Below are 19,524 nucleotides of genomic sequence, written 5' to 3'. Positions count from 1 at the left end.
CATCAGATGCAGAACGAATGTACCTCATCCTGCACGATAACGATCCGGGTTACTGTCATGCCCGTCAGGAATACATTTCTTAACGAACAGGCTCTGAAGATGGTGCCCGGACTCGGAATCGAACCAAGGACACGGGGATTTTCAATCCCCTGCTCTACCGACTGAGCTATCCGGGCAACGGGGCGCATTAAACCGTAAAGGCCGTTCGTCGTCAACGGGTTTGTCATAAAAAAGTGTTAAAACCCGCTCGTCTGTCTGCTTTTTATTCACCGGGGATAAAAGCTGTTCAGCTTAGTGCGCCGTTCTTACGGCACAGGGCAATGCTCAATATATCTTCCGCAAGGCGGCAAGCGTTCTCCACCTCTTGCACGTTACGTTTCACCAGCAGGCGCGACAGGCACCCCTCCAGAATCAGCTCCATCTGATGCGCCACCAGTGGCGGGTTGTCGGTTTCCAGCTCGCAGAGCAGGTCGTGACTAAATTGCCATGATGCCTGCTTTTGCAGCTCCGCGACCTCGTGAATGGGGTGATCCGGCTGTTGATAGAAGCAACAGGCGGCAATAAACAAACAGCCGGGATAGCGCTGATTTCTCACCGCTTCTGCCAGTACCCGATAGCGGGCCAGCAGTTTCTGTTCGGTATTCAGGCTGTCATCCAACAGCAGCTTGCGCCGCCAGGTGTCAATCTGCTGGCCATGATAACGCAGTGCGTCATACAGCAGCGCATCACGATCTGGCCAGAAACGTTGCAGTTGCTGTTCGCTATATCCCAGCTCGTTCGCCATCATCACCAGAGAGGTGGCGGCGAGTCCATGCTGCTCCAGGATATTCAGAACCTGTCCAAGTACTTTTTCACGCTGCACGCGGTTCTCCCCATTTATCATTTAACGTTAGTGTTATTTACTGCGTCAGTTTCTGCAAATGCGCGTGGAAATCGGAGGGTTTCATAAAACCCGTGATGCGTGAATCGGGAATTTCGTGCCCGTCGGCAGCAAAAAACAGAATGCTCGGCAGTCCCAACACGTTCAGATGCTTAAGCAGGGCGCTGTCACGGCTGTTATTAGCTGTTACATCGGCCTGTAACAACTGCATAGGATTGAGCGCCGCACGTACCCTGGCATCACTGAAGGTGTACTTATCAAACTCTTTGCAGGCCACGCACCAGTCGGCGTACAGGTCGAGCATGGTAATTTTGCCGGTGCTGTTTTGCAGTTGCTGGTTAAGCAGCTCAACATGGGTAACAGGTTTAAAACTGATTGGGGCAGCCGCTTGCGGGCCTTGAGCGTTGCCAAAAGCCCAGTCCTGTAATGGACGTGAAGTGATGAGCATGGCGCCCAGCAGCAGAACTTGCAGCACGCGCAGCCAGCCGCGGTTGCTCTTCAGGCTAGTGATAAATGCCCAGCCGAAAAAGGCCACGCACAGCCCGCTCCACAGGCGCATCCCCCAAATTTCACCGACCACGCGTTCCAACAGAAATACCGGCAACGCGAGAATGACAAAACCAAACCCTTCTTTTACCGTTTGCATCCACGGGCCGTTTTTCGGTAACAGCCGGTTACCGAACAGGGTAATGGCGATCAGCGGCAGGCCCATCCCGAGTGCGTACAGATACAGCGTTGCGGCTCCGGTCAGCATGTTCCCGCTCTGGGCGATATACAGCAGGATGGCGCTAAGCGGTGCGGTGGTGCAGGGCGAGCAAATCAGCCCCGCCAGCGCCCCCATCAGGAATACGCCGGTCAGTGAACCGCCCTGCTGGCGGTTGCTCCATAGCGTCAGACGGGTTTGCAGCGCGGGGGGAAGCTGCAGGTTGAACAGGCCAAACATCGACAGCGCCAACAGGATAAACAGCGCCGAGAGCACGATCAGCACGGCAGGTGCCTGTAATGCGGCCTGGAAACGCAGCCCGGCAGCTGCAACCACCAGCCCCATGAGCGTATAGGTCAGCGCCATCCCCTGTACATAGAACATGGCAAGTGCAAACAGGCGGCCCAGGCTGTACTGGCGATTGCCGCCGAGGATAATAGCGGAGATCAGTGGATACATCGGCAGCACGCAGGGAGTAAAAGCAACGCCGATACCGATCAGCAGCGCCCACAGTGTGGAAAATGGCAGAGAGTGTTCTTGACTGTCCTTTAATGAGCTGGCTGGCATGGCTGCATTTGCCGGTGAACTCTGCGCGACAACCGCGTTTAACGGCACGTTACGCGTTTCCGGTGGATAGCAGAATCCGGCGGCGGCGCACCCCTGATAGCTCACGGTGAGCTGTGCGCCGGTAGCGGCCTGAGTAAGGGTAAAAGGCAGCGTCAGGTTGTCCGGGTAAACCGCAGTTTTGCCGTAGAATTCATCTTCATGCGGATGGCCCGCAGGCAGGCTCCACCGGGCGAGCGTTGCCCCTTTCAGGCTAATTTTGATCTGCTGGCGATAAAGGTAATAGCCGGGTTTTACCTGCCAGCTCAGGGTGAGGCGGTCATTTTTCTGAGAAAAATCGAATGCAAAAGCCTGGTTAACCGTCACAAACTGGCCGGTGTTGTTCTGTCCGAACGGTGTTGCGCTGGCGTTCAGGTTGAACAGGGTGGTTAACAGCAGGAAAATAAAGGGCGTGATGCGCTGTACCATGTCGGTTATTTACTCTCTCCATGTGAATCGGGCAATGGCAGATATCAAGGTTCTGGCCATTCCTTGCACTGCAAGCGCAGATAATAGCATGGCAGAGCGGGCATGGGGCTTTCAGGATAGGGCGATCGGGCCGGGTAACTCATTGTTGCCATGACGACATGACGGGGGCCAATCGCGGTTGGCGATCGGCCCGCGGGGGCATGTCTACAGCATAACCCCACCCAGCAGGAAACCAAACGCCACCGCCAGGACGATAGCCAGCGTGCCGGGCACCAGGAATGAGTGATTAAACACCAGGCGGCCGATGCGCGTTGAGCCGGTATCGTCCATCTCTACTGCCGCGAGTAGTGTTGGATAGGTTGGCAGGACAAACAGGGCGGAAACCGCAGCAAATGACGCGACGGCGGTGATCGGCGAGACGCCCAGCATCAGCGCCGCAGGCATCAGTGCTTTAGTGGTGGCCGCCTGAGAGTAAAGCAGGGTGGATGCAAAGAACAGGATAACTGCCAGCATCCACGGATAATCATGCAGGAGATTGCCAGCCACCTGCTGAATATCGCCAATATGGGCTTTGACAAAGGTATCTCCCAGCCATGCCACGCCCAGTACGCAGACGCAGGCGCTCATGCCGGATTTGAAGGTGCTGGCATTAAGGATCTCTGCGCTATCAATTTTGCAGGTAAGGCAGATCAGCATGGCCACCGTCAGCATAAATACCACAATGGCTTCATTACGTGGCAGTACCGGGTTATCGATCAGCCCCACCGCATCGCTGATAGCGGTGGCGTACATCACTACGGCGACAATGCCTGTCAGCAGCAACAGAACCGAGCGTTTCGCCCCGGGTTTCAGCTCGAACTTGCTGGCCCCGCGCAGTGTGACTTCCCCTTTCGCCAGCCTTGCCTGAAACAACGCATCGTCTTTCAGCTCTTTACCGAGGAAATTAGTGATCAAAGCAGCGATAAAGATACCGGCCATGGTAGCCGGAATAGCTACCGCCAGCAGCAGCAGATAACTGATCCCTTTTGGCTCCAGGATACCGGCCATAAACACCACCGCAGCTGATATCGGTGAGGCGGTGATTGCAATTTGCGATGAAACCACGGCAATCGACAACGGCCGCGAAGGGCGCACGCCCTGCTCCTTGGCGACTTCAGCAATCACCGGTAGCGTGGAGAATGCCGTATGTCCGGTTCCCGCCAGCAGCGACATCAGGTACGTCACCAGTGGAGCGAGTAGGGTAATATAACGCGGATGCTTGCGCAGCAGGCGCTCGGCCAGATTAACCAAATAGTCCATGCCGCCAGCCACCTGCATCGCGGCAATGGCGGCGATGACCGCCATAATTATTTCTATGACATCGAACGGAATAGCCCCCGGCAAGATCTGAAATCCGAGGGTTAATACCAGCACCCCGAGACCGCCAGCGAAGCCGATGCCTATCCCCCCCAATCGGCTACCCAGATAGATAGCGGCAAAGACGACAAGAAGTTCTGGTACTAACATATTGCTTTCCTTTATATATTGCTAACTGGCTGTTAATTATTTGTGGGCTGTAAAAAGCAAAAGGCACGTCGCAGTAAAAACCGACGTGCCTTAAATACTCCTTTATGCTTAAGCGGCAGATGCGTTGGCTCTGCGTACTCATTCTCACTTTATCATTTTCGATAGGCCTGCCAGCGATTTACCGGCCAACCACCTTCCTGATAAGGGGGTGAGATGAGGCATTGTCAGATTGCTGAATTACTGTTCGTTTTCATCCGTGTAACGCCTGGCTTTATACACCGGGAACATCAAATTTTGTGTAGAGAAGATATCATCCAGCTCGCTTTCAGTCAGCAGACCACGCTCCAGCACCACTTCACGCACGCTTTTACCCGTTTCTGCGCAGATTTTGCCGACGATATCGCCGTTATGGTGGCCGATATACGGGTTAAGGTAGGTGACGATACCGATCGAGTTAAACACGTAGGCTTCACATACCGCTTTGTTGGCGGTGATGCCGTCGACGCATTTTTCCAGCAGGTTATAGCAGGCGTTTGTCAGAATATGAATGGATTCGAACAGCGCCTGACCGATCACGGGTTCCATCACGTTTAGCTGCAGCTGACCGGCTTCAGAAGCCATGGTAACGGTGATATCGTTGCCAATAACTTTGAAGCACACCTGATTGACCACTTCCGGCACCACCGGGTTCACCTTGGCTGGCATGATTGACGAACCGGCCTGCAATTCTGGCAGGTTGATTTCGTTCAGCCCGGCGCGCGGACCGGAGGAGAGCAGGCGCAGGTCATTACAGATTTTCGACAGCTTTACCGCCAGGCGCTTCAGCGAGCTGTGTACCATTACATAGGCACCGCAGTCGGAAGTGGCTTCAATTAAGTCTTCGGCTGGAACACAGGCCAGGCCGCTGACTTCCGCCAGTTTTGCCACCGCCAGCTGCTGATAGCCATCCGGGGTGTTGAGGCGTGTACCGATTGCCGTTGCGCCAAGATTGACTTCCAGCAGCAATTCTGCGGTGCGCAAAATGCTACGTATCTCTTCGTTTAACAACACGTTGAAGGCATGAAACTCCTGGCCGAGGGTCATCGGCACCGCGTCCTGTAACTGGGTGCGCCCCATTTTCAGGATGGTAGTAAACTCAACCGCTTTCCGCTGAAAGCCTTCGCTCAATTGACCAATAGCGTCGAGGAGTTTGAGAATGGAGCTGTAAACCGCGATGCGAAAACCGGTAGGATAGGCATCGTTGGTGGACTGGCATTTGTTGACGTGATCGTTCGGGTTAAGAAACTGATACTCACCTTTCTGGTGGCCCATTAACTCCAGGCCGATGTTAGCCAGCACCTCATTGGTGTTCATATTGACTGAAGTGCCCGCTCCGCCCTGATACACATCGATCGGAAACTGATCCATACACTTACCGTTATTCAGCACTTCGTCGCAGGCATTGATAATGGCATTCGCCACGTTGCGCGGGATCGTTTGTAATTCTTTGTTCGCCAACGCTGCTGCCTTTTTAACCATCACCATGCCACGAACAAACTCAGGAATATCGCTGATTTTGCTGTTGCTAATGTAAAAGTTTTCAATCGCACGCAGAGTATGAACACCGTAGTAGGCATCCGCAGGAACTTCGCGCATGCCCAGCAGGTCTTCTTCGATACGAATGTTATTAACCATGAGAACCTTCTTTAAGGGGATACTGATAGAATCATCACAGTGTCACTGCTGTGTTAGCAGGCATCATCCCGTAAGTATGCGCCGTGGTACGCCTGTTGCGACATTTTATCTGTTTGTGTCGGGGCGAGCACGATCATATTCCGGTGAAATGCAAAAGCCTGAAACCGAAGCGGTTGAATTTCGTGTTATATCAAACAGTTTCAATGATATCTGTTCCAGGTCACATTGGAAGTTCCCAAAGGATTTTCAACATTTTAAGTTTAAAAATCGGGTTGGCGCTCCCATTTTCTATATAATAGGGCGTTACGAGCCTTTTTTGCAGGTCGCCGTGTTTGCTGCAAGGCGACCATTGATACAGGAGAATACGGTGCGCTGGTTACCGTTCTTAATTATGTTTGTCCTGGTATGGATTGAGATTTCTCTTTTCATTCAGGTTGCCCATGTTGTTGGCGTGTTACTAACGATGCTGCTGGTGATTTTCACCTCCTGCATAGGTATTTCGCTGGTGAAAAACCAGGGAATGAAAAACTTCATGCTGATGCAGCAGAAGCTCAATGCGGGTGAAAGCCCCGCAGCAGAGATGATCAAAAGTGTGTCGTTGATGTTGGCGGGTTTTCTGCTGCTGTTGCCGGGCTTCTTTACCGACTTTATCGGCCTGCTGCTGCTGCTACCACCGGTGCAGAAGCATCTGACGCTCAAGCTCATGCCCTATCTGAAAGTGTGGCGAGGCACAGGCGCCGATAGCGGATTCACCGTTGACGGTGAGTTTGAGCGCAAAGAGGCTAAGCGGATTGAACACGACGATGGCAATCCCCCTCATCAATAATCCCTTCTGCTACGGCGCGCACTCTCACAGGCGCGCCGTTTTACTATCTGCATTCTCTTACGGCTAAAAAAACGGCAAACGCCGCAGTTAAAAAAAAAATTACCTCCGCCCCTTGAAAGGCCATCAGTACGGCCGCATCTCTTCCGTCACAAGGCCGGTAGCCACTGTAGCCCGGCTTTCATCCCAAACTGATTGGACTTCTCAAAGGAGAGCTAACAATGAAAATTCGTCCATTGCACGATCGTGTGATCGTCAAGCGCAAAGAAGTTGAATCCAAATCTGCTGGCGGCATTGTACTGACCGGTTCTGCAGCGGGTAAATCTACCCGTGGTGAAGTGCTGGCAGTTGGCAACGGCCGCATCCTGGAAAGCGGTGATGTGAAGCCGCTGGACGTGAAAGTGGGTGACGTGGTCATCTTCAGCGAAGGCTACGGCGCGAAAACCGAAAAAATCGACAACGAAGAAGTTCTGATCATCTCAGAAAGCGACATTCTGGCGATTGTTGAAGCGTAATTTACTGAACGTAACGAATTTAAGGAAAAAGATAAAATGGCAGCTAAAGACGTAAAATTCGGTAATGACGCTCGCGTAAAAATGCTGCGCGGTGTCAACGTACTGGCAGATGCAGTAAAAGTGACCCTTGGCCCGAAAGGTCGTAACGTGGTGCTGGATAAATCCTTCGGTTCACCCACCATTACTAAAGATGGTGTTTCCGTAGCGCGTGAAATCGAACTGGAAGACAAGTTCGAAAACATGGGCGCACAGATGGTGAAAGAAGTCGCTTCTAAAGCCAACGATGCTGCCGGTGACGGCACCACCACCGCGACCGTACTGGCTCAGTCCATCGTTAACGAAGGCCTGAAAGCCGTTGCTGCTGGTATGAACCCAATGGACCTGAAGCGCGGTATCGACAAAGCAGTCATCGCTGCGGTTGAAGAGCTGAAAAAACTGTCTGTGCCTTGCTCTGACTCTAAAGCTATCGCTCAGGTAGGTACCATCTCTGCGAACTCCGACGAAACCGTGGGCGAACTGATTGCTCAGGCGATGGAAAAAGTGGGCAAAGAAGGTGTGATCACCGTTGAAGAAGGTACCGGCCTGCAGGACGAGCTGGACGTGGTTGAAGGTATGCAGTTCGACCGTGGCTACCTGTCGCCTTACTTCATCAACAAGCCAGAAACCGGTGCCGTAGAGCTGGAATCCCCGTTCATCCTGCTGGCTGATAAAAAAATCTCCAACATCCGTGAATTGCTGCCAGTACTGGAAGCGGTTGCTAAAGCCGGTAAACCACTGCTGATTATTGCGGAAGATGTGGAAGGCGAAGCGCTGGCTACTCTGGTGGTGAACACCATGCGTGGCATCGTGAAAGTGGCTGCGGTTAAGGCACCGGGCTTCGGCGATCGTCGTAAAGCCATGCTGCAGGATATCGCCGTGCTGACCGGTGGTACCGTGATCTCTGAAGAAATCGGTATGGAGTTGGAAAAAGCGGCTCTGGAAGATATGGGCCAGGCAAAACGCGTTGTTATCAATAAAGACACCACCACCATTATTGATGGCACCGGTGAAGAAGTGGCTATCTCTGGCCGCGTAACTCAGATCCGCCAGCAGATCGAAGAAGCGACTTCTGATTACGACCGTGAAAAACTGCAGGAGCGCGTAGCGAAACTGGCGGGCGGCGTAGCCGTACTGAAAGTGGGCGCAGCAACTGAAGTTGAAATGAAAGAGAAAAAAGCACGCGTTGAAGATGCCCTGCACGCAACCCGTGCTGCGGTTGAAGAAGGCGTGGTTGCTGGTGGTGGCGTGGCGCTGGTTCGCGTTGCGGCAGTGCTCGCTGACCTTCGTGGTCAGAACGAAGACCAGAACGTGGGTATCAAAGTTGCGCTACGCGCAATGGAGTCTCCACTGCGTCAGATCGTCTCTAACGCCGGTGAAGAGCCATCTGTAGTGACTAACGCCGTAAAAGCAGGCGAAGGTAACTACGGTTACAACGCGCAGACCGAAGAGTATGGCAACATGATCGACTTCGGTATCCTTGACCCGACTAAAGTGACCCGTTCTGCTCTGCAGTACGCGGCCTCTGTTGCTGGCCTGATGATCACTACCGAATGCATGGTGACCGACCTGCCTAAAGGCGATGCACCTGACTTAGGTGCTGGCGGCGGCATGGGTGGAATGGGCGGCATGGGCGGCATGATGTAATCCCCCAAGGCACCTGTCCGAATAAACCCTCTGTCTTTGACAGGGGGTTTTTCTTTTTGGCGGGGAAATAGTATAAATAATGGCGTAAAGCTAACCTGATAAGCGGGTTATGGGGTAAGGATGGATCGGAAATCTTGAAGATTTCAGCGATGCCCGGGCCTGACACTGATGATAATAATATGGGGAATAAAATGCGGATCAACTTGCTGGGACTCTCTGTGGCGGCGCTGCTGCTGGCAGGCTGTAGTTCTTCTCACACGCTGAGTTCTGCGGGCGAGCGCGTGACCTTTACTGACCAGCAGCCAACCAGTCGCTGCCAGCTGTTGGGCAACGTCACCGGCGCACAAAGTAACTGGTTCTCTGGCTCCGGTGGGGAAGGCAGTTCATTGCGCGGTGCGGCTAACGATTTGCGTAACCGTGCGGCGGAGATGGGCGGCAACGTGATCTATGGTGCTACCAGTCCTACCCAGAACTTCTGGTCCAGCTTCGCACCGCTGGATAGTAAGATGAGCGGCCAGGTCTATAAGTGCCCTTAACAGGCAGATTTAAAGGACATCGCCAGCCCAGGGCGGATCGTCGATCTGCCCGCACTGCGTCTATTCCTGACGCAGCTGTAAATCCAGCGGCGTTTTGCTCGGCTCCCCACCAATCTCACGCGCCAGTTTTGGCACCATGTAGCCTGAGACCATTGTCAGCAGCTCACGCACGATGATGCGTGCGCGCTCGTCACTGACGTAGAAATGCGCTGCGCCCTGCACTTTATCCAGCACGTGCAGGTAGTAGGGCAGGATGCCGGCATCAAACAGCGCATTGCTCAGTGCGGCAAGCACAGGCGCACTGTCGTTGATATCGCGCAGCAGCACGCTTTGGTTAAGCAAGGTGACCCCGGCGCGTTTCAGCATACGCATGCCGTGACGCAGATCCTCATCAATCTCCTGAGCGTGGTTGATATGGGTAACCATCAGCGTTTGCAGACGTGTCTGAGCCAGGCGCTGACACAGGGCTTCGGTAATACGTTTCGGGATCACCACCGGCAGACGACTGTGAATACGCAGACGCCTGAGGTGCGGGATCTGCTCAAGCTGGCCGATTAGCCAGTCCAGCTCATGATCTTTCGCCATCAACGGATCGCCACCGGATAAAATAATCTCATCCAGTTCTGGCTGTTGTCGGATATACTCCAGGGCTTGCTGCCAGTTGCGCTTATTCCCCTGGTTCTCCTGGTAGGGAAAATGACGGCGGAAACAGTAACGGCAATTGACGGCGCAGCCGCCTTTGACCAGCAACAGCGCACGATTACGATATTTATGTAACAGACCCGGCACCACGCTGCTCTGCTCATCGAGCGGATCGGCACTGTAACCTGGTGCATCGACAAACTCCTGTCGCGAGGTGATCACCTGCAGCAGCAGAGGATCTTGCGGATCGCCTTTGCGCATACGTGCCGCAAACGCCTTGGGTACGCGCAGGGCGAAAAGACGCCGTGCGTCATGGCCTGAAACCAGCTCAGGATGATGCTGCAACGCTAAAAGCTGCAGCAATTCAGCGGGATCGGTGATGACATCAGCAAGTTGATGCAGCCATTCTTCTCGCACAGGGGTATTTAGGGTTACAATGTGTGCCATTTTTTTGGCTAAGTACCAGTAATAAATTGTAGAGGGCCTTTATGGCGACTTATTCTAGCAACGATTTCCGTCCCGGTCTTAAAATCATGTTCGAAGGCGAACCTTACGCTATCGAATCCAGCGAGTTCGTTAAACCGGGCAAAGGCCAGGCTTTCGCACGCGTGAAAATGCGTCGCCTGCTGACCGGCAGCCGCGTTGAGAAAACCTTCAAGTCTACCGACTCCGCTGAAGGCGCGGACGTGGTCGATACTAACCTGAACTACCTGTACAACGACGGTGAGTTTTACCACTTTATGCACCCGGAAACCTTCGAACAGCATCCTGTTGAAGCGAAAACCGTGGGCGATGCGGCTAAATGGTTGCTCGACAATGCTGAATGTATCGTGACCCTGTGGAACGGTAAGCCGATCCAGGTTCTGCCACCGAACTTCGTCGAGCTGGAGATCGTTGATACCGATCCTGGCCTGAAAGGTGATACCGCCGGTACCGGTGGAAAGCCAGCGACTCTCTCTACCGGTGCGGTAGTGAAAGTGCCACTGTTCGTGCAGATTGGCGAAGTGATTAAAGTGGATACCCGTTCTGGCGAATACGTTTCGCGCGTAAAATAAGCTGGGCGAACGGGGCCTGATCAGCAGGCCCCGATAATTCTTAAAGCGAAGGAACTTTATTACACGGTAATTCACTCACTAATTTATTACTAACGTAGAGTAACTAAATAGTGAAAGTCAGTCATCTCACATCCCCCGCCCCTGTCGTAATCGAGCACCAGCCTCGTCAATCAGAGAAAGTAAGCCGCGATGGCGATGTCATCAAACCCTGGTCCCAGCTACCGGCCGCAGCGCCATCTTTTGGCGGATGTTTCGGCAAAAGTAAAAAGTCCAGAGGGTACGACTCTGGAAGCAGTTCCGGCTCTCGCAGTAACGCCGGCTTTCGCTTAAACCATGTACCTTATGTGTCTCAACAGAATGAGCGAATGGGCTGCTGGTATGCCTGCACCAGAATGCTGGGCCATAGCATCAGCAGCGGCCCACGGCTGGGGCTGCCAGAACTCTATGACTCTTCAGGCCCGCAAGGACTACAACAACGTGAAGATGTGCTCAGGCTGATGCGAAATGAAAACCTTGCCGAAGTGAGTTTACCGGAATCAAGGCAGTTTTCAGCCAATGAACTCGGCAATCTCTTGTGTCGCCATGGACCCATTATGTTTGGTTGGCAAACCCCGGCCGGCAGCTGGCATATGTCTGTGCTGACCGGGATAGACAAGCCCAACGATGCGATTATTTTTCACGATCCGCAACGCGGTCCGGATCTGACCATGCCGTTGGATTCATTCAACCAGCGTCTGGCATGGCGGGTGCCACACGCCATGTTATACAGTGAAAATTAGCTCTTCTCAGGGGGAGCATTCCAAAGTCATTACTGCAACGTATAAGCGGTAAAACGGATCAATGGACCGCGGGGGGAACGACCGCATGGATAAGCACCATGCGATGAATACAGGCGCATTAACTCTCCTCCCTGCTGATCCAGAATGGCTATCCGCTGCGTTCTGCGCGGCCCGGCATGGACGCGCAGCACTGTAAACTGAACGTGCATTCTTCTGAAAATAGCGTGTTCATTTTTCCAGCCAGCCGCAGAGATCATGGCTATGCTTATAACGCTGTGCTTAAACGCTAACGAAAAGGAAATGGCTATGAAGAAAAGTCTTGTTGCTCTGCTTTCTGTTCTGGTGCTCTCTTCCGTGCTCACGGCCTGCAACACCACGCGTGGCGTAGGCGAAGATGTTGAAGCGGGCGGTAAAGCGATTCAGAGAAGCACCCAGTAAATGAGGTAACGGGCTGATGCGCCGCACCAGCCTGTCACTTCATCCTCAGGCCTGGCGCTGATCGATCCAGATCAGCTTATCCACCGCGAACCCGGCCCGCCGCGCCTGTTCAACCAGCCCCTGCTTAACCTGCTCATCCAGCTGTGGCGTGCGCGATAATATCCAGAGATAGTCACGACTTGGCCCACAAACCAGCGCATGCTGGTAATCTTTATCCAGCGCTATCACATTGTAGCCGGCGTAAAATGGCCCGAAGAAGGACACTTTTAGCGCCGCGCGATCGTTCGGGCCGGTGAAATACGCTTTCCCCGTGCTCTCCTGCCAGCGCTGCTTCTTCGGGTTAAAGCCGCGATTGACCACTTTCAGCCCGCCATCGTCGCGTTGGCTGTAGCTGGCGGTGACGTGATCCAGTCCGCGTTCAAAGGGATGATTAAATCGGGCAATTTCATACCAGCTGCCGAGATAGCGCTTGCTGTCAAAATTTGCTACCGGCGTCACGCCAGCCGGTGGGGTGGTGCTGCAGGCCACGGAAAGTAGTGCGCCGACAATGGCTGTAAGCTTTTTCCACAACTTCATAAGACGATCCCTTTACCAATCAATCATTACATTATAGACCTAAAGCTCAGGGGTGCCTCTGTCGCGGGAGAGGCGCTGGTACGATTTGTCTGCGTCATCATAGGGTATTATTTTGCGCAGAATTGTGTGTTACTACGCAGGCAGGTAGACTTTTTCCCCCTGACTGACTTTGGAGTAGATAATATGAGCGATACGGCCAGCTGGCAGCCGAGTGCATCGATCGCCAATTTATTAAAGCGAGCGACGATTTTGGCTGAAATCCGGCGTTTCTTTGCCGATCGTGGCGTACTGGAAGTGGAAACCCCGGCGATGAGCCAGGCAACGGTAACCGATGTACACCTGTTCCCGTTTCAGACGCGCTTCGTTGGCCCGGGGGCGGCAGCGGGCGTCGATCTTTATCTGATGACCAGCCCGGAATACCACATGAAACGCCTGCTGGCAGCGGGTAGCGGCCCGATTTATCAGCTGTGTCGCAGCTTCCGTAACGAAGAGATGGGGCGTTATCATAACCCGGAATTCACTATGCTGGAGTGGTATCGCCCGCATTACGACATGTACCGGCTGATGAATGAGGTCGATGACCTGTTGCAGCAGGTGCTTGAGTGCGCGCCGGCAGAAACCCTTTCGTACCAGCAGGCGTTTCAGCGTCATCTGGAGATTGACCCTCTGTCGGCAGATAAAGCGCAGCTGCGTGAAGTGGCAGAGAAACTCGGTGCCGCTGACCTCGCCAACCGTGAAGAAGACCGCGATACCCTGTTGCAGCTGCTGTTTGTGCTTGGCGTGGAGCCGGAAATCGGCAAAGAGAAACCGGCGTTTGTCTATCACTTCCCGGCGTCCCAGGCCGCGCTGGCCGAAATCAGCCCGGAAGACCATCGCGTGGCCGAGCGTTTCGAGGTCTATTTCAAGGGAATTGAGCTGGCGAATGGTTTCCGCGAACTGACCGATAGCCGCGAACAACGCCAGCGTTTTGAACAGGATAACCACAAGCGCGCCGTAGCCGGGTTGCCGCAACAGCCGATTGATACTTATCTGCTGGATGCGCTTGCAGAGGGGATGCCGCAGAGTTCCGGCGTGGCGTTAGGCGTCGACCGTCTGGTGATGCTGGCGCTAAAGGCGGAACGACTCAGTGACGTTATCGCCTTTACGGTAGATCGCTGTTAAGCAGGCGCTTAGTGCGACAGAGACAGAACGCCCGCGCCAAGGTGCACGCAGTGCGTTTGTCATGGGCGGGGCGGCACAAGTCGTTGCCGTTCGTGCTAAACCCCGCCAGATTTGAAGCTACGCGCCGTCGGTACACCTTTGCTGGCGGGGACTTTACGCCCGAAGGTTTCCATACGCACCTGGAATGGTGGGAACGGCATCTCCAGACCGTGTTCCTGGAAACCCCGCAGGATCAGCTGATGCAGCTCATGGCGCAGCGGCATACGGTGCCCCATCTCGGCGGCGTGAATACGCAATTCAAATAACTGGATCCCCTGTTGTAAATCCACCAGGAAGGCTTCCGGCTGTGGGGTTTCCAGCACGTAGCTACAGCGCTGTGCGGCTGTTAACAGCACGTTGGTCACTTCTTCGCTGTTAGCTTCCGCCGGAGCCGGAATGCTCAGTACCACGCGGGTGACGGAATCCGACAGCGACCAGTTAATAAACTGCTCGGTGATAAATGCCTTATTCGGCACGATGATCTCTTTGCGATCCCAGTCCGTGATGGTGGTGGCACGGGTATTAATCCGCGTGATGCTACCGGTCAGATCGCGGATGGTCACGGTATCGCCGATGCGGATCGGCTTTTCAAACAGGATGATCAAGCCGGACATAAAGTTGGCGAAGATCTCCTGCAGGCCAAAGCCTAACCCTAAGGTCAAACCGGCAACCAGCCACTGTAATTTGGACCAGTCGATGCCAATCAGGGCAAAGCCCGTCAGGCCGCCGATCAGGATCAGCAGATATTTAGTCAGGGTGGTAATGGCATAGCCGGTACCCGGCGTCAGGCTAAGGTGCTGCAGCAGCGCCAGTTCCAGCAGCGCGGGCATATTGCGTACCAGCTGGGTAGTGATGATCAACACCAGAATGGCGATCATCACCGAGCCGAGCGTAATCGGTTGCAGGCTTTCGACGCCCTGTACGGTAGTGCTGACATCCCACAGGCGAATATTTTCCAGGAAGCCAAAGGCAGAGTGGATTTCTGACCACAAGACGATCACCGAGACCAGCGCAATCAGCGTCAGGATCGAGCGTACCAGCCGTAGCGACTGCGCGCTGATGGCATCGAGATCGATAACCGGCTCTTCGATCTCGATGTTATCGGCGGCAGTCTGCTGGGCGGCCAGTTCTTCTTCGCTGCGTGCGCGCTGGGCGAGGATTTCCGCGCGGCGCGCGCGTGCGCGATCGAAGGCAATGCGTCGGCGCTGGATCAGCATCCAGCGCCGAATAATATGATAAATCACCAGCAGCAGGAACCAGATAGCCAGCGACGTTTCCAGCCTGGCCAGCAGGGCCTGGGAGGTCTCCAGATAACCAACACAGGAAGCCAGTGCCGCCACCATCGGGATGGCAATCATCACATTCCACAAGACGTTATTGATAAAGTTCTCGCCGCTGCCTTCTTTGTCAAGGTGCAGTGGAATACCGGCACGTTTAAGGCTTACCGTTACCATACTCAGTGCGCCGCAAATCAGAATAAAACACAGGCGGCCAAGGGTAGGTGAGAACTCGCGTTCCGACAGATTATCGAAAGCGATCAGCAGCATCACCAGCGGAACCACCAGCCCGATGCACAGCGTATAGAAACGCATTGCGCGCGCGACGCGATTTCGCGGCCAGCGGAAGTGTACAATAAACAGCCCCTGCTGACGGGCAAAGGTGTTACAGACCATAAACGCCCACAGCAGCGGTACGCTGGCGGTGACGCCGTCGCCAATGGCAACCGCAATCGGCCAGGGCCAGGCATGCTGTAAACCGTAACCCAGTGCCGCCCACAGTACCGGCAGCGGCAGGGCAACCAAAATTGACCAAAATACGGTGCGTATCGTCAGGCTGAACTGATCCTGGGTGACTTTGCCCACCTTGCTGGAAGCGCGTTCAAGAAATGCGCGGAAGTGGCGGCGAGAGCTTATGCTGAAACCGACCAGCACAATGGCGGCGAAAAGTGGCAGCAGGGTTTCACGGCTGGTGACCATCATCACCATCGCTCCCCCCAACTGACCGAGGGTATCAAGCGACAGCAGGCGCTTAAGATCGTGCGCCAGTTCGAGCGGATAGCTGAAGCTTAACGCACTGACGTCAGCGGTCCAGAACAGATAACGGTGGGTGGCTTCCTTCACTTCATTGAGCGCATCCACCAGCTGGCTGTTACCTACTTTCAGCTTGGTGACTTCCAGAATCAGGGTATCGCAGCCGGAAAGCAGCGAGGTCAGCAGTTCACGCTGGGTTTTCAACTGCGCGGTGAGAATGCGCTCCTGCTCGCTGGTCAGGTTACTGTTGTCATCCTGGCGCAGCTGACGCAGCGATGGCTGCTGTTCCAGCAGATCTTCGTAATACAGGCGTTTGACGCGCAGCTCGGCCATTTCGTTATCCAGCTGCTGCGGTTTGGGCATCTCAGGCAATCGGGCGACCTGTGCGCGCAGCGCTTCACCCAGCACGTTCGACACGCCCAGCCACTGCGACTGTTCGCGGATAGTACTCAACGCCTGACGAACCTGAATGGTTTGATTGGCGGCGGTGCGCTGCTGCGAGGTCACCAGATCCATACGCTGCGCCTGCTGATTCAGCGCTGCGGACAGCTCCCGATTAATGCGGAACTGTTCGGTAATGCCGTGCGGCATATCCCCGCTGTCTTCTGCCAGCTGCTCGGTGTGTGCTAACGCCAGCTCGGCCTCGCGCTGGCGCAGGTTGTTTAGCTGGTTGCGCAATTCTTGCAGCCAGCCGTCCAGCTCGGCAGCTTTGCGCTGGTGCACTTCAGCGCGCATGCGCGCCAGTTCCTGACGGTTATTGGCCGACAGTTGCGCCAGCTCCAGTTCATCTACCCGCGCCTTCTGCGCGGCGGATTCAGCCTGTCTTTGTGCCCGCAGTGCCTGGCCTGCCGGGGTAGAAGGGGATGGCTGCCCCTGCAGGCGGCGCTCAATAGTGCCCAGTGCACGACGCGCTTCGGTTTGCTGCTGCGGTAGCTGAGAAAGGGAGTCACTGATTTCCCTGGCGCGATCCTGTTCTTGCTGAACCTGGCGGCTCTCCTCCAGCAGCTGGCTGCTACCCAGCAGGATCTCCTGCTCAAGATCGGCGGCGCTCATGCTGCTGCGCAGCGGTTTTCTGCTGTCAGTCTGCGTGGCGATCTGCTGGCGCAGCTCTCGCGACAGTTTGGGGAAGTTATCGATAACCTGCTGATAATCCTGTGCCCGGTCGAGGGATTGCTGGCGTTCTTCCAGCCAGTTCAGCGTGGACTGCAACGCGTCGACAATCGCCGTCTGATTCGCACTGGTTTTGTTGGACCTGGCCTCCTCAAGTTCCTGTTTGATCTGCTGCGCATCCGGTACGCTGGCGGCATAAACTGGCTGGAGCAAGTTCCAGCCTAACAAAAGAGTCAGAATCAGACGTGACATGGCTATCCCGCTATGGGTGATGAAGGACGTCTTCAGCGCTCTCTTTCTGTAGCGCGGTGGCCAGCGGTGCGCCAAGACGGGTTTGACTTCCTGCCGTCAGGTGTTCAGCCAGTTTCACTTTACCGGCGGCAAACAGGTTAATCACCGTCGAGCCGAGTTTGAAGCGGCCCATCTCCTGTCCCTTGAGCAATACCACCGACCCATCTTCTTCGGCACCCGGCCAGCTCCAGCGTTTAATCACGCCTTCACGCGGTGGCGTAACGGTTCCCGACCAAACGGTTTCGATACTGCCGACAATGGTTGCGCCCACCAGAATCTGCACCATCGGGCCAAATTCAGTATCAAAGCGGCAGATGACGCGCTCGTTACGGGCAAATAGATTGGGGACATGTTGTGCCGTTAGCGGGTTGACTGAATAGAGATCGCCCGGCACGTAGATCATCTCGCGCAGAATACCGTTACAAGGCATATGCACGCGGTGATAGTCGCGCGGCGCAAGGTACGTGGTAACAAACTCGCCGTTGCGCAACATATCGGTCATGGCGGCATTGCCCGCCAGCAGTGCTTCCAGCGAATAGGTGTGGCCCTTCGCCTGAAAAATCTGGTCGTCTTCAATCGTGCCGAGCTGGCTGATAGCGCCATCGGCCGGCAAAATAAGCAGGTTAGGGTCGGTTTCAATCGGGCGTGCTTCATCGCGTAGCGGGCGCACGAAGAAATCATTGAAGGTACGATAGCTGGCGGTATCAGGTTTCTGCGCCTCTTTCATATCAACCTTGTAGTACCAGACGAAAGCATCGATGACCGCTTTGGTCAACCACCCGGCACGCTTGCTGGCTCCCCAGCCGGCCAGTTCGGTCAGGGCTTTTTTGGGCAGTAAATGATTCAAGCCGAGTTTAATACGATCTAACACGTTAGCCTCCTGGCTTAAGCGAACTGCAAAATTGAAGGGGTGCGGATTGTATCAGCGCCCGGGGTTTCAGACTATGACGGTTACCTCAGCGGGTTTTCACTCTTTATCCGCCGAGAAGCTGCGGCGGGTCTTCGCCTGCACTTCGGACATACTTTCCAGGATATGGTGGTAATTGACGAAGCGTGACTCGTCGATTTCGCCTTTATCTACTGCTGCACGGATCGCACAGCCCGGATCGGTATCATGTTTGCAGTCACGGAACTTGCAACCGCCGAGGTAATCTCGAAATTCGACAAATCCCCGGGTGATTTGTTCCGGTTCAAGATGCCACAAACCAAATTCTCGCACGCCGGGGGAGTCGATGACATCGCCGCCGTGCGGGAAATGGTACAGGCGGGCGGCGGTGGTGGTGTGCTGGCCAAGGCCAGAGACATCGGAAACATCGTTGGTCAGGATCTCTTCGCTGCCCAGTTCCAGGCCCAACAGGGCGTTCAGCAGGCTGGACTTACCCACGCCCGACTGACCGGCGAAAATGCTGACGCGGCCGGTCAGCGCACCTTCCAGCTCACGCAGCCCCTCTTTTTTGTGGCTGGAAACCATCAGCACGCGGTAACCGATATGGCGGTAGATTTCCATCTGCTCATCAACAAACTCGCGGCCTTCATCGTCGAGCAGGTCGGTTTTGTTCAGCACCAGCAGCGGTTCCACGTTCAGGGTTTCACTGGCGACCAGATAACGGTCGATAATATTCAGCGACAGTTCCGGCAAAATCGCTGAAACAATCACGATTTGATTAATATTGGCAGCAATCGGTTTTACGCCGTCGTAGAAATCAGGGCGGGTCAGGACCGAGGTGCGCTCATGTACCGCTTCGACAATCCCTTTAACGGTGGCACCGCCCTCAACGCCCGGCCGCCAGAGCACCCGGTCACCGGTCACCAGCGAGCGAATGGTACGGCGGATATTACAGCGGTGCACGGAACCATCCGCATCTTCTACGTCGGCATGCATACCAAACCGGCTGATCACCACGCCGTCGCGCGCTTCGCCGAACAGATTGTCGTCCGGTTCGGGTTTATCTGCACGTTGCTTCAGGCGACGATCGTGGTTGGCGCTGACGCGACGTTGCTGACCTTTGGAGAGTTTGTTTTTACTCACTTTTCCTCACACCGTTTCGGCA

At 54.8% G+C, this 19,524-nt stretch carries 17 protein-coding genes and 1 tRNA gene; 8 read left to right on the top strand and 10 right to left on the bottom strand.

What is annotated here, in order from left to right:
* Window positions 1-100 precede the first annotated feature (100 nt).
* The 5 genes from JGC47_RS15040 to aspA all read right to left on the bottom strand — a co-directional run bounded on the left by JGC47_RS15040 (window position 101) and on the right by aspA (window position 5,795).
* Window positions 101-176: transfer RNA gene (locus tag JGC47_RS15040), tRNA-Phe, on the bottom strand.
* A 110-nt stretch (window positions 177-286) separates the two neighbouring features.
* Window positions 287-862 carry a transcriptional regulator gene (locus JGC47_RS15035; RefSeq protein ID WP_004160193.1) on the bottom strand — a complete coding sequence of 192 codons (576 nt, stop codon included), beginning with the start codon at window positions 860-862 and terminating at the stop codon, window positions 287-289.
* Window positions 863-899: 37 nt separating this feature from the next.
* Window positions 900-2,615 carry a protein-disulfide reductase DsbD gene (locus tag JGC47_RS15030; protein ID WP_004160191.1) on the bottom strand — a complete coding sequence of 572 codons (1,716 nt, stop codon included), beginning with the start codon at window positions 2,613-2,615 and terminating at the stop codon, window positions 900-902.
* 204 nt (window positions 2,616-2,819) lie between these two features.
* A complete protein-coding gene (locus JGC47_RS15025) occupies window positions 2,820-4,121 on the bottom strand; it encodes an anaerobic C4-dicarboxylate transporter (protein ID WP_004160189.1) in 1,302 nt (433 codons plus the stop codon).
* A gap of 237 nt (window positions 4,122-4,358) precedes the next feature.
* Window positions 4,359-5,795, bottom strand: coding sequence for an aspartate ammonia-lyase (gene aspA / locus JGC47_RS15020; protein ID WP_004160186.1), 1,437 nt, complete (start codon window positions 5,793-5,795; stop codon window positions 4,359-4,361).
* A gap of 367 nt (window positions 5,796-6,162) precedes the next feature.
* On the opposite strand from aspA, the gene JGC47_RS17700 reads away from it, so the two are divergent.
* The 4 genes from JGC47_RS17700 to JGC47_RS15000 all read left to right on the top strand — a co-directional run bounded on the left by JGC47_RS17700 (window position 6,163) and on the right by JGC47_RS15000 (window position 9,352).
* Window positions 6,163-6,621 (top strand): FxsA family protein, encoded by a 459-nt coding sequence (locus JGC47_RS17700; protein ID WP_013035802.1) that lies wholly within the window; start codon window positions 6,163-6,165, stop codon window positions 6,619-6,621.
* Window positions 6,622-6,839: 218 nt separating this feature from the next.
* Window positions 6,840-7,133, top strand: coding sequence for a co-chaperone GroES (locus JGC47_RS15010; RefSeq protein WP_004160183.1), 294 nt, complete (start codon window positions 6,840-6,842; stop codon window positions 7,131-7,133).
* 36 nt (window positions 7,134-7,169) lie between these two features.
* The gene (gene groL, locus JGC47_RS15005; RefSeq protein WP_004160181.1) at window positions 7,170-8,816 is read left to right on the top strand and encodes a chaperonin GroEL; all 1,647 of its coding nucleotides are present in this window, start codon (window positions 7,170-7,172) and stop codon (window positions 8,814-8,816) included.
* A 191-nt stretch (window positions 8,817-9,007) separates the two neighbouring features.
* On the top strand, window positions 9,008-9,352 hold the full coding sequence (locus JGC47_RS15000; RefSeq protein ID WP_004160179.1) for a DUF4156 domain-containing protein: 345 nt from the start codon (window positions 9,008-9,010) through the stop codon (window positions 9,350-9,352).
* A gap of 60 nt (window positions 9,353-9,412) precedes the next feature.
* Here the strand turns inward: JGC47_RS15000 and epmB are convergent, their stop codons facing one another.
* Entirely contained in the window at window positions 9,413-10,441 is a 1,029-nt protein-coding gene (epmB, locus tag JGC47_RS14995; protein ID WP_004160178.1) for an EF-P beta-lysylation protein EpmB, read from the bottom strand.
* A gap of 41 nt (window positions 10,442-10,482) precedes the next feature.
* Between epmB and efp the strand changes: the two genes are divergently transcribed.
* From efp to JGC47_RS14980, 3 genes are all read left to right on the top strand, one after another.
* On the top strand, window positions 10,483-11,049 hold the full coding sequence (gene efp, locus JGC47_RS14990) for an elongation factor P (RefSeq protein ID WP_004160177.1): 567 nt from the start codon (window positions 10,483-10,485) through the stop codon (window positions 11,047-11,049).
* A 344-nt stretch (window positions 11,050-11,393) separates the two neighbouring features.
* Window positions 11,394-11,828: a papain-like cysteine protease family protein gene (locus tag JGC47_RS14985; RefSeq protein ID WP_071524097.1), complete on the top strand. Its 435-nt coding sequence runs from the start codon at window positions 11,394-11,396 to the stop codon at window positions 11,826-11,828.
* Window positions 11,829-12,134: 306 nt separating this feature from the next.
* On the top strand, window positions 12,135-12,266 hold the full coding sequence (locus JGC47_RS14980; protein WP_004160172.1) for an entericidin A/B family lipoprotein: 132 nt from the start codon (window positions 12,135-12,137) through the stop codon (window positions 12,264-12,266).
* 45 nt (window positions 12,267-12,311) lie between these two features.
* On the opposite strand, the gene JGC47_RS14975 is transcribed toward JGC47_RS14980, so the two are convergent.
* Window positions 12,312-12,842, bottom strand: coding sequence for a lipocalin family protein (locus JGC47_RS14975; RefSeq protein ID WP_004160171.1), 531 nt, complete (start codon window positions 12,840-12,842; stop codon window positions 12,312-12,314).
* A 183-nt stretch (window positions 12,843-13,025) separates the two neighbouring features.
* Here JGC47_RS14975 and epmA point away from each other — a divergent pair, with 183 nt between their 5' ends.
* Window positions 13,026-14,003 (top strand): elongation factor P--(R)-beta-lysine ligase, encoded by a 978-nt coding sequence (gene epmA / locus JGC47_RS14970; RefSeq protein WP_004160169.1) that lies wholly within the window; start codon window positions 13,026-13,028, stop codon window positions 14,001-14,003.
* Between the two features lie 95 nt (window positions 14,004-14,098).
* Here the strand turns inward: epmA and mscM are convergent, their stop codons facing one another.
* The 3 genes from mscM to rsgA all read right to left on the bottom strand — a co-directional run bounded on the left by mscM (window position 14,099) and on the right by rsgA (window position 19,502).
* Entirely contained in the window at window positions 14,099-17,434 is a 3,336-nt protein-coding gene (gene mscM / locus JGC47_RS14965; RefSeq protein ID WP_004160165.1) for a miniconductance mechanosensitive channel MscM, read from the bottom strand.
* A gap of 10 nt (window positions 17,435-17,444) precedes the next feature.
* A complete protein-coding gene (gene asd / locus JGC47_RS14960; protein WP_004160162.1) occupies window positions 17,445-18,344 on the bottom strand; it encodes an archaetidylserine decarboxylase in 900 nt (299 codons plus the stop codon).
* Between the two features lie 96 nt (window positions 18,345-18,440).
* Window positions 18,441-19,502, bottom strand: coding sequence for a small ribosomal subunit biogenesis GTPase RsgA (gene rsgA, locus JGC47_RS14955; protein ID WP_004160160.1), 1,062 nt, complete (start codon window positions 19,500-19,502; stop codon window positions 18,441-18,443).
* Between the last annotated feature and the right edge of the window lie 22 nt (window positions 19,503-19,524).

It is taken from the genome of Erwinia amylovora (assembly GCF_017161565.1).
In the GTDB taxonomy this organism is placed as follows: Bacteria; Pseudomonadota; Gammaproteobacteria; order Enterobacterales; family Enterobacteriaceae; genus Erwinia; species Erwinia amylovora.
Note: the sequence above shows the minus strand (reverse complement) of the source record. Positions and strands in the feature narration are given on the sequence as shown.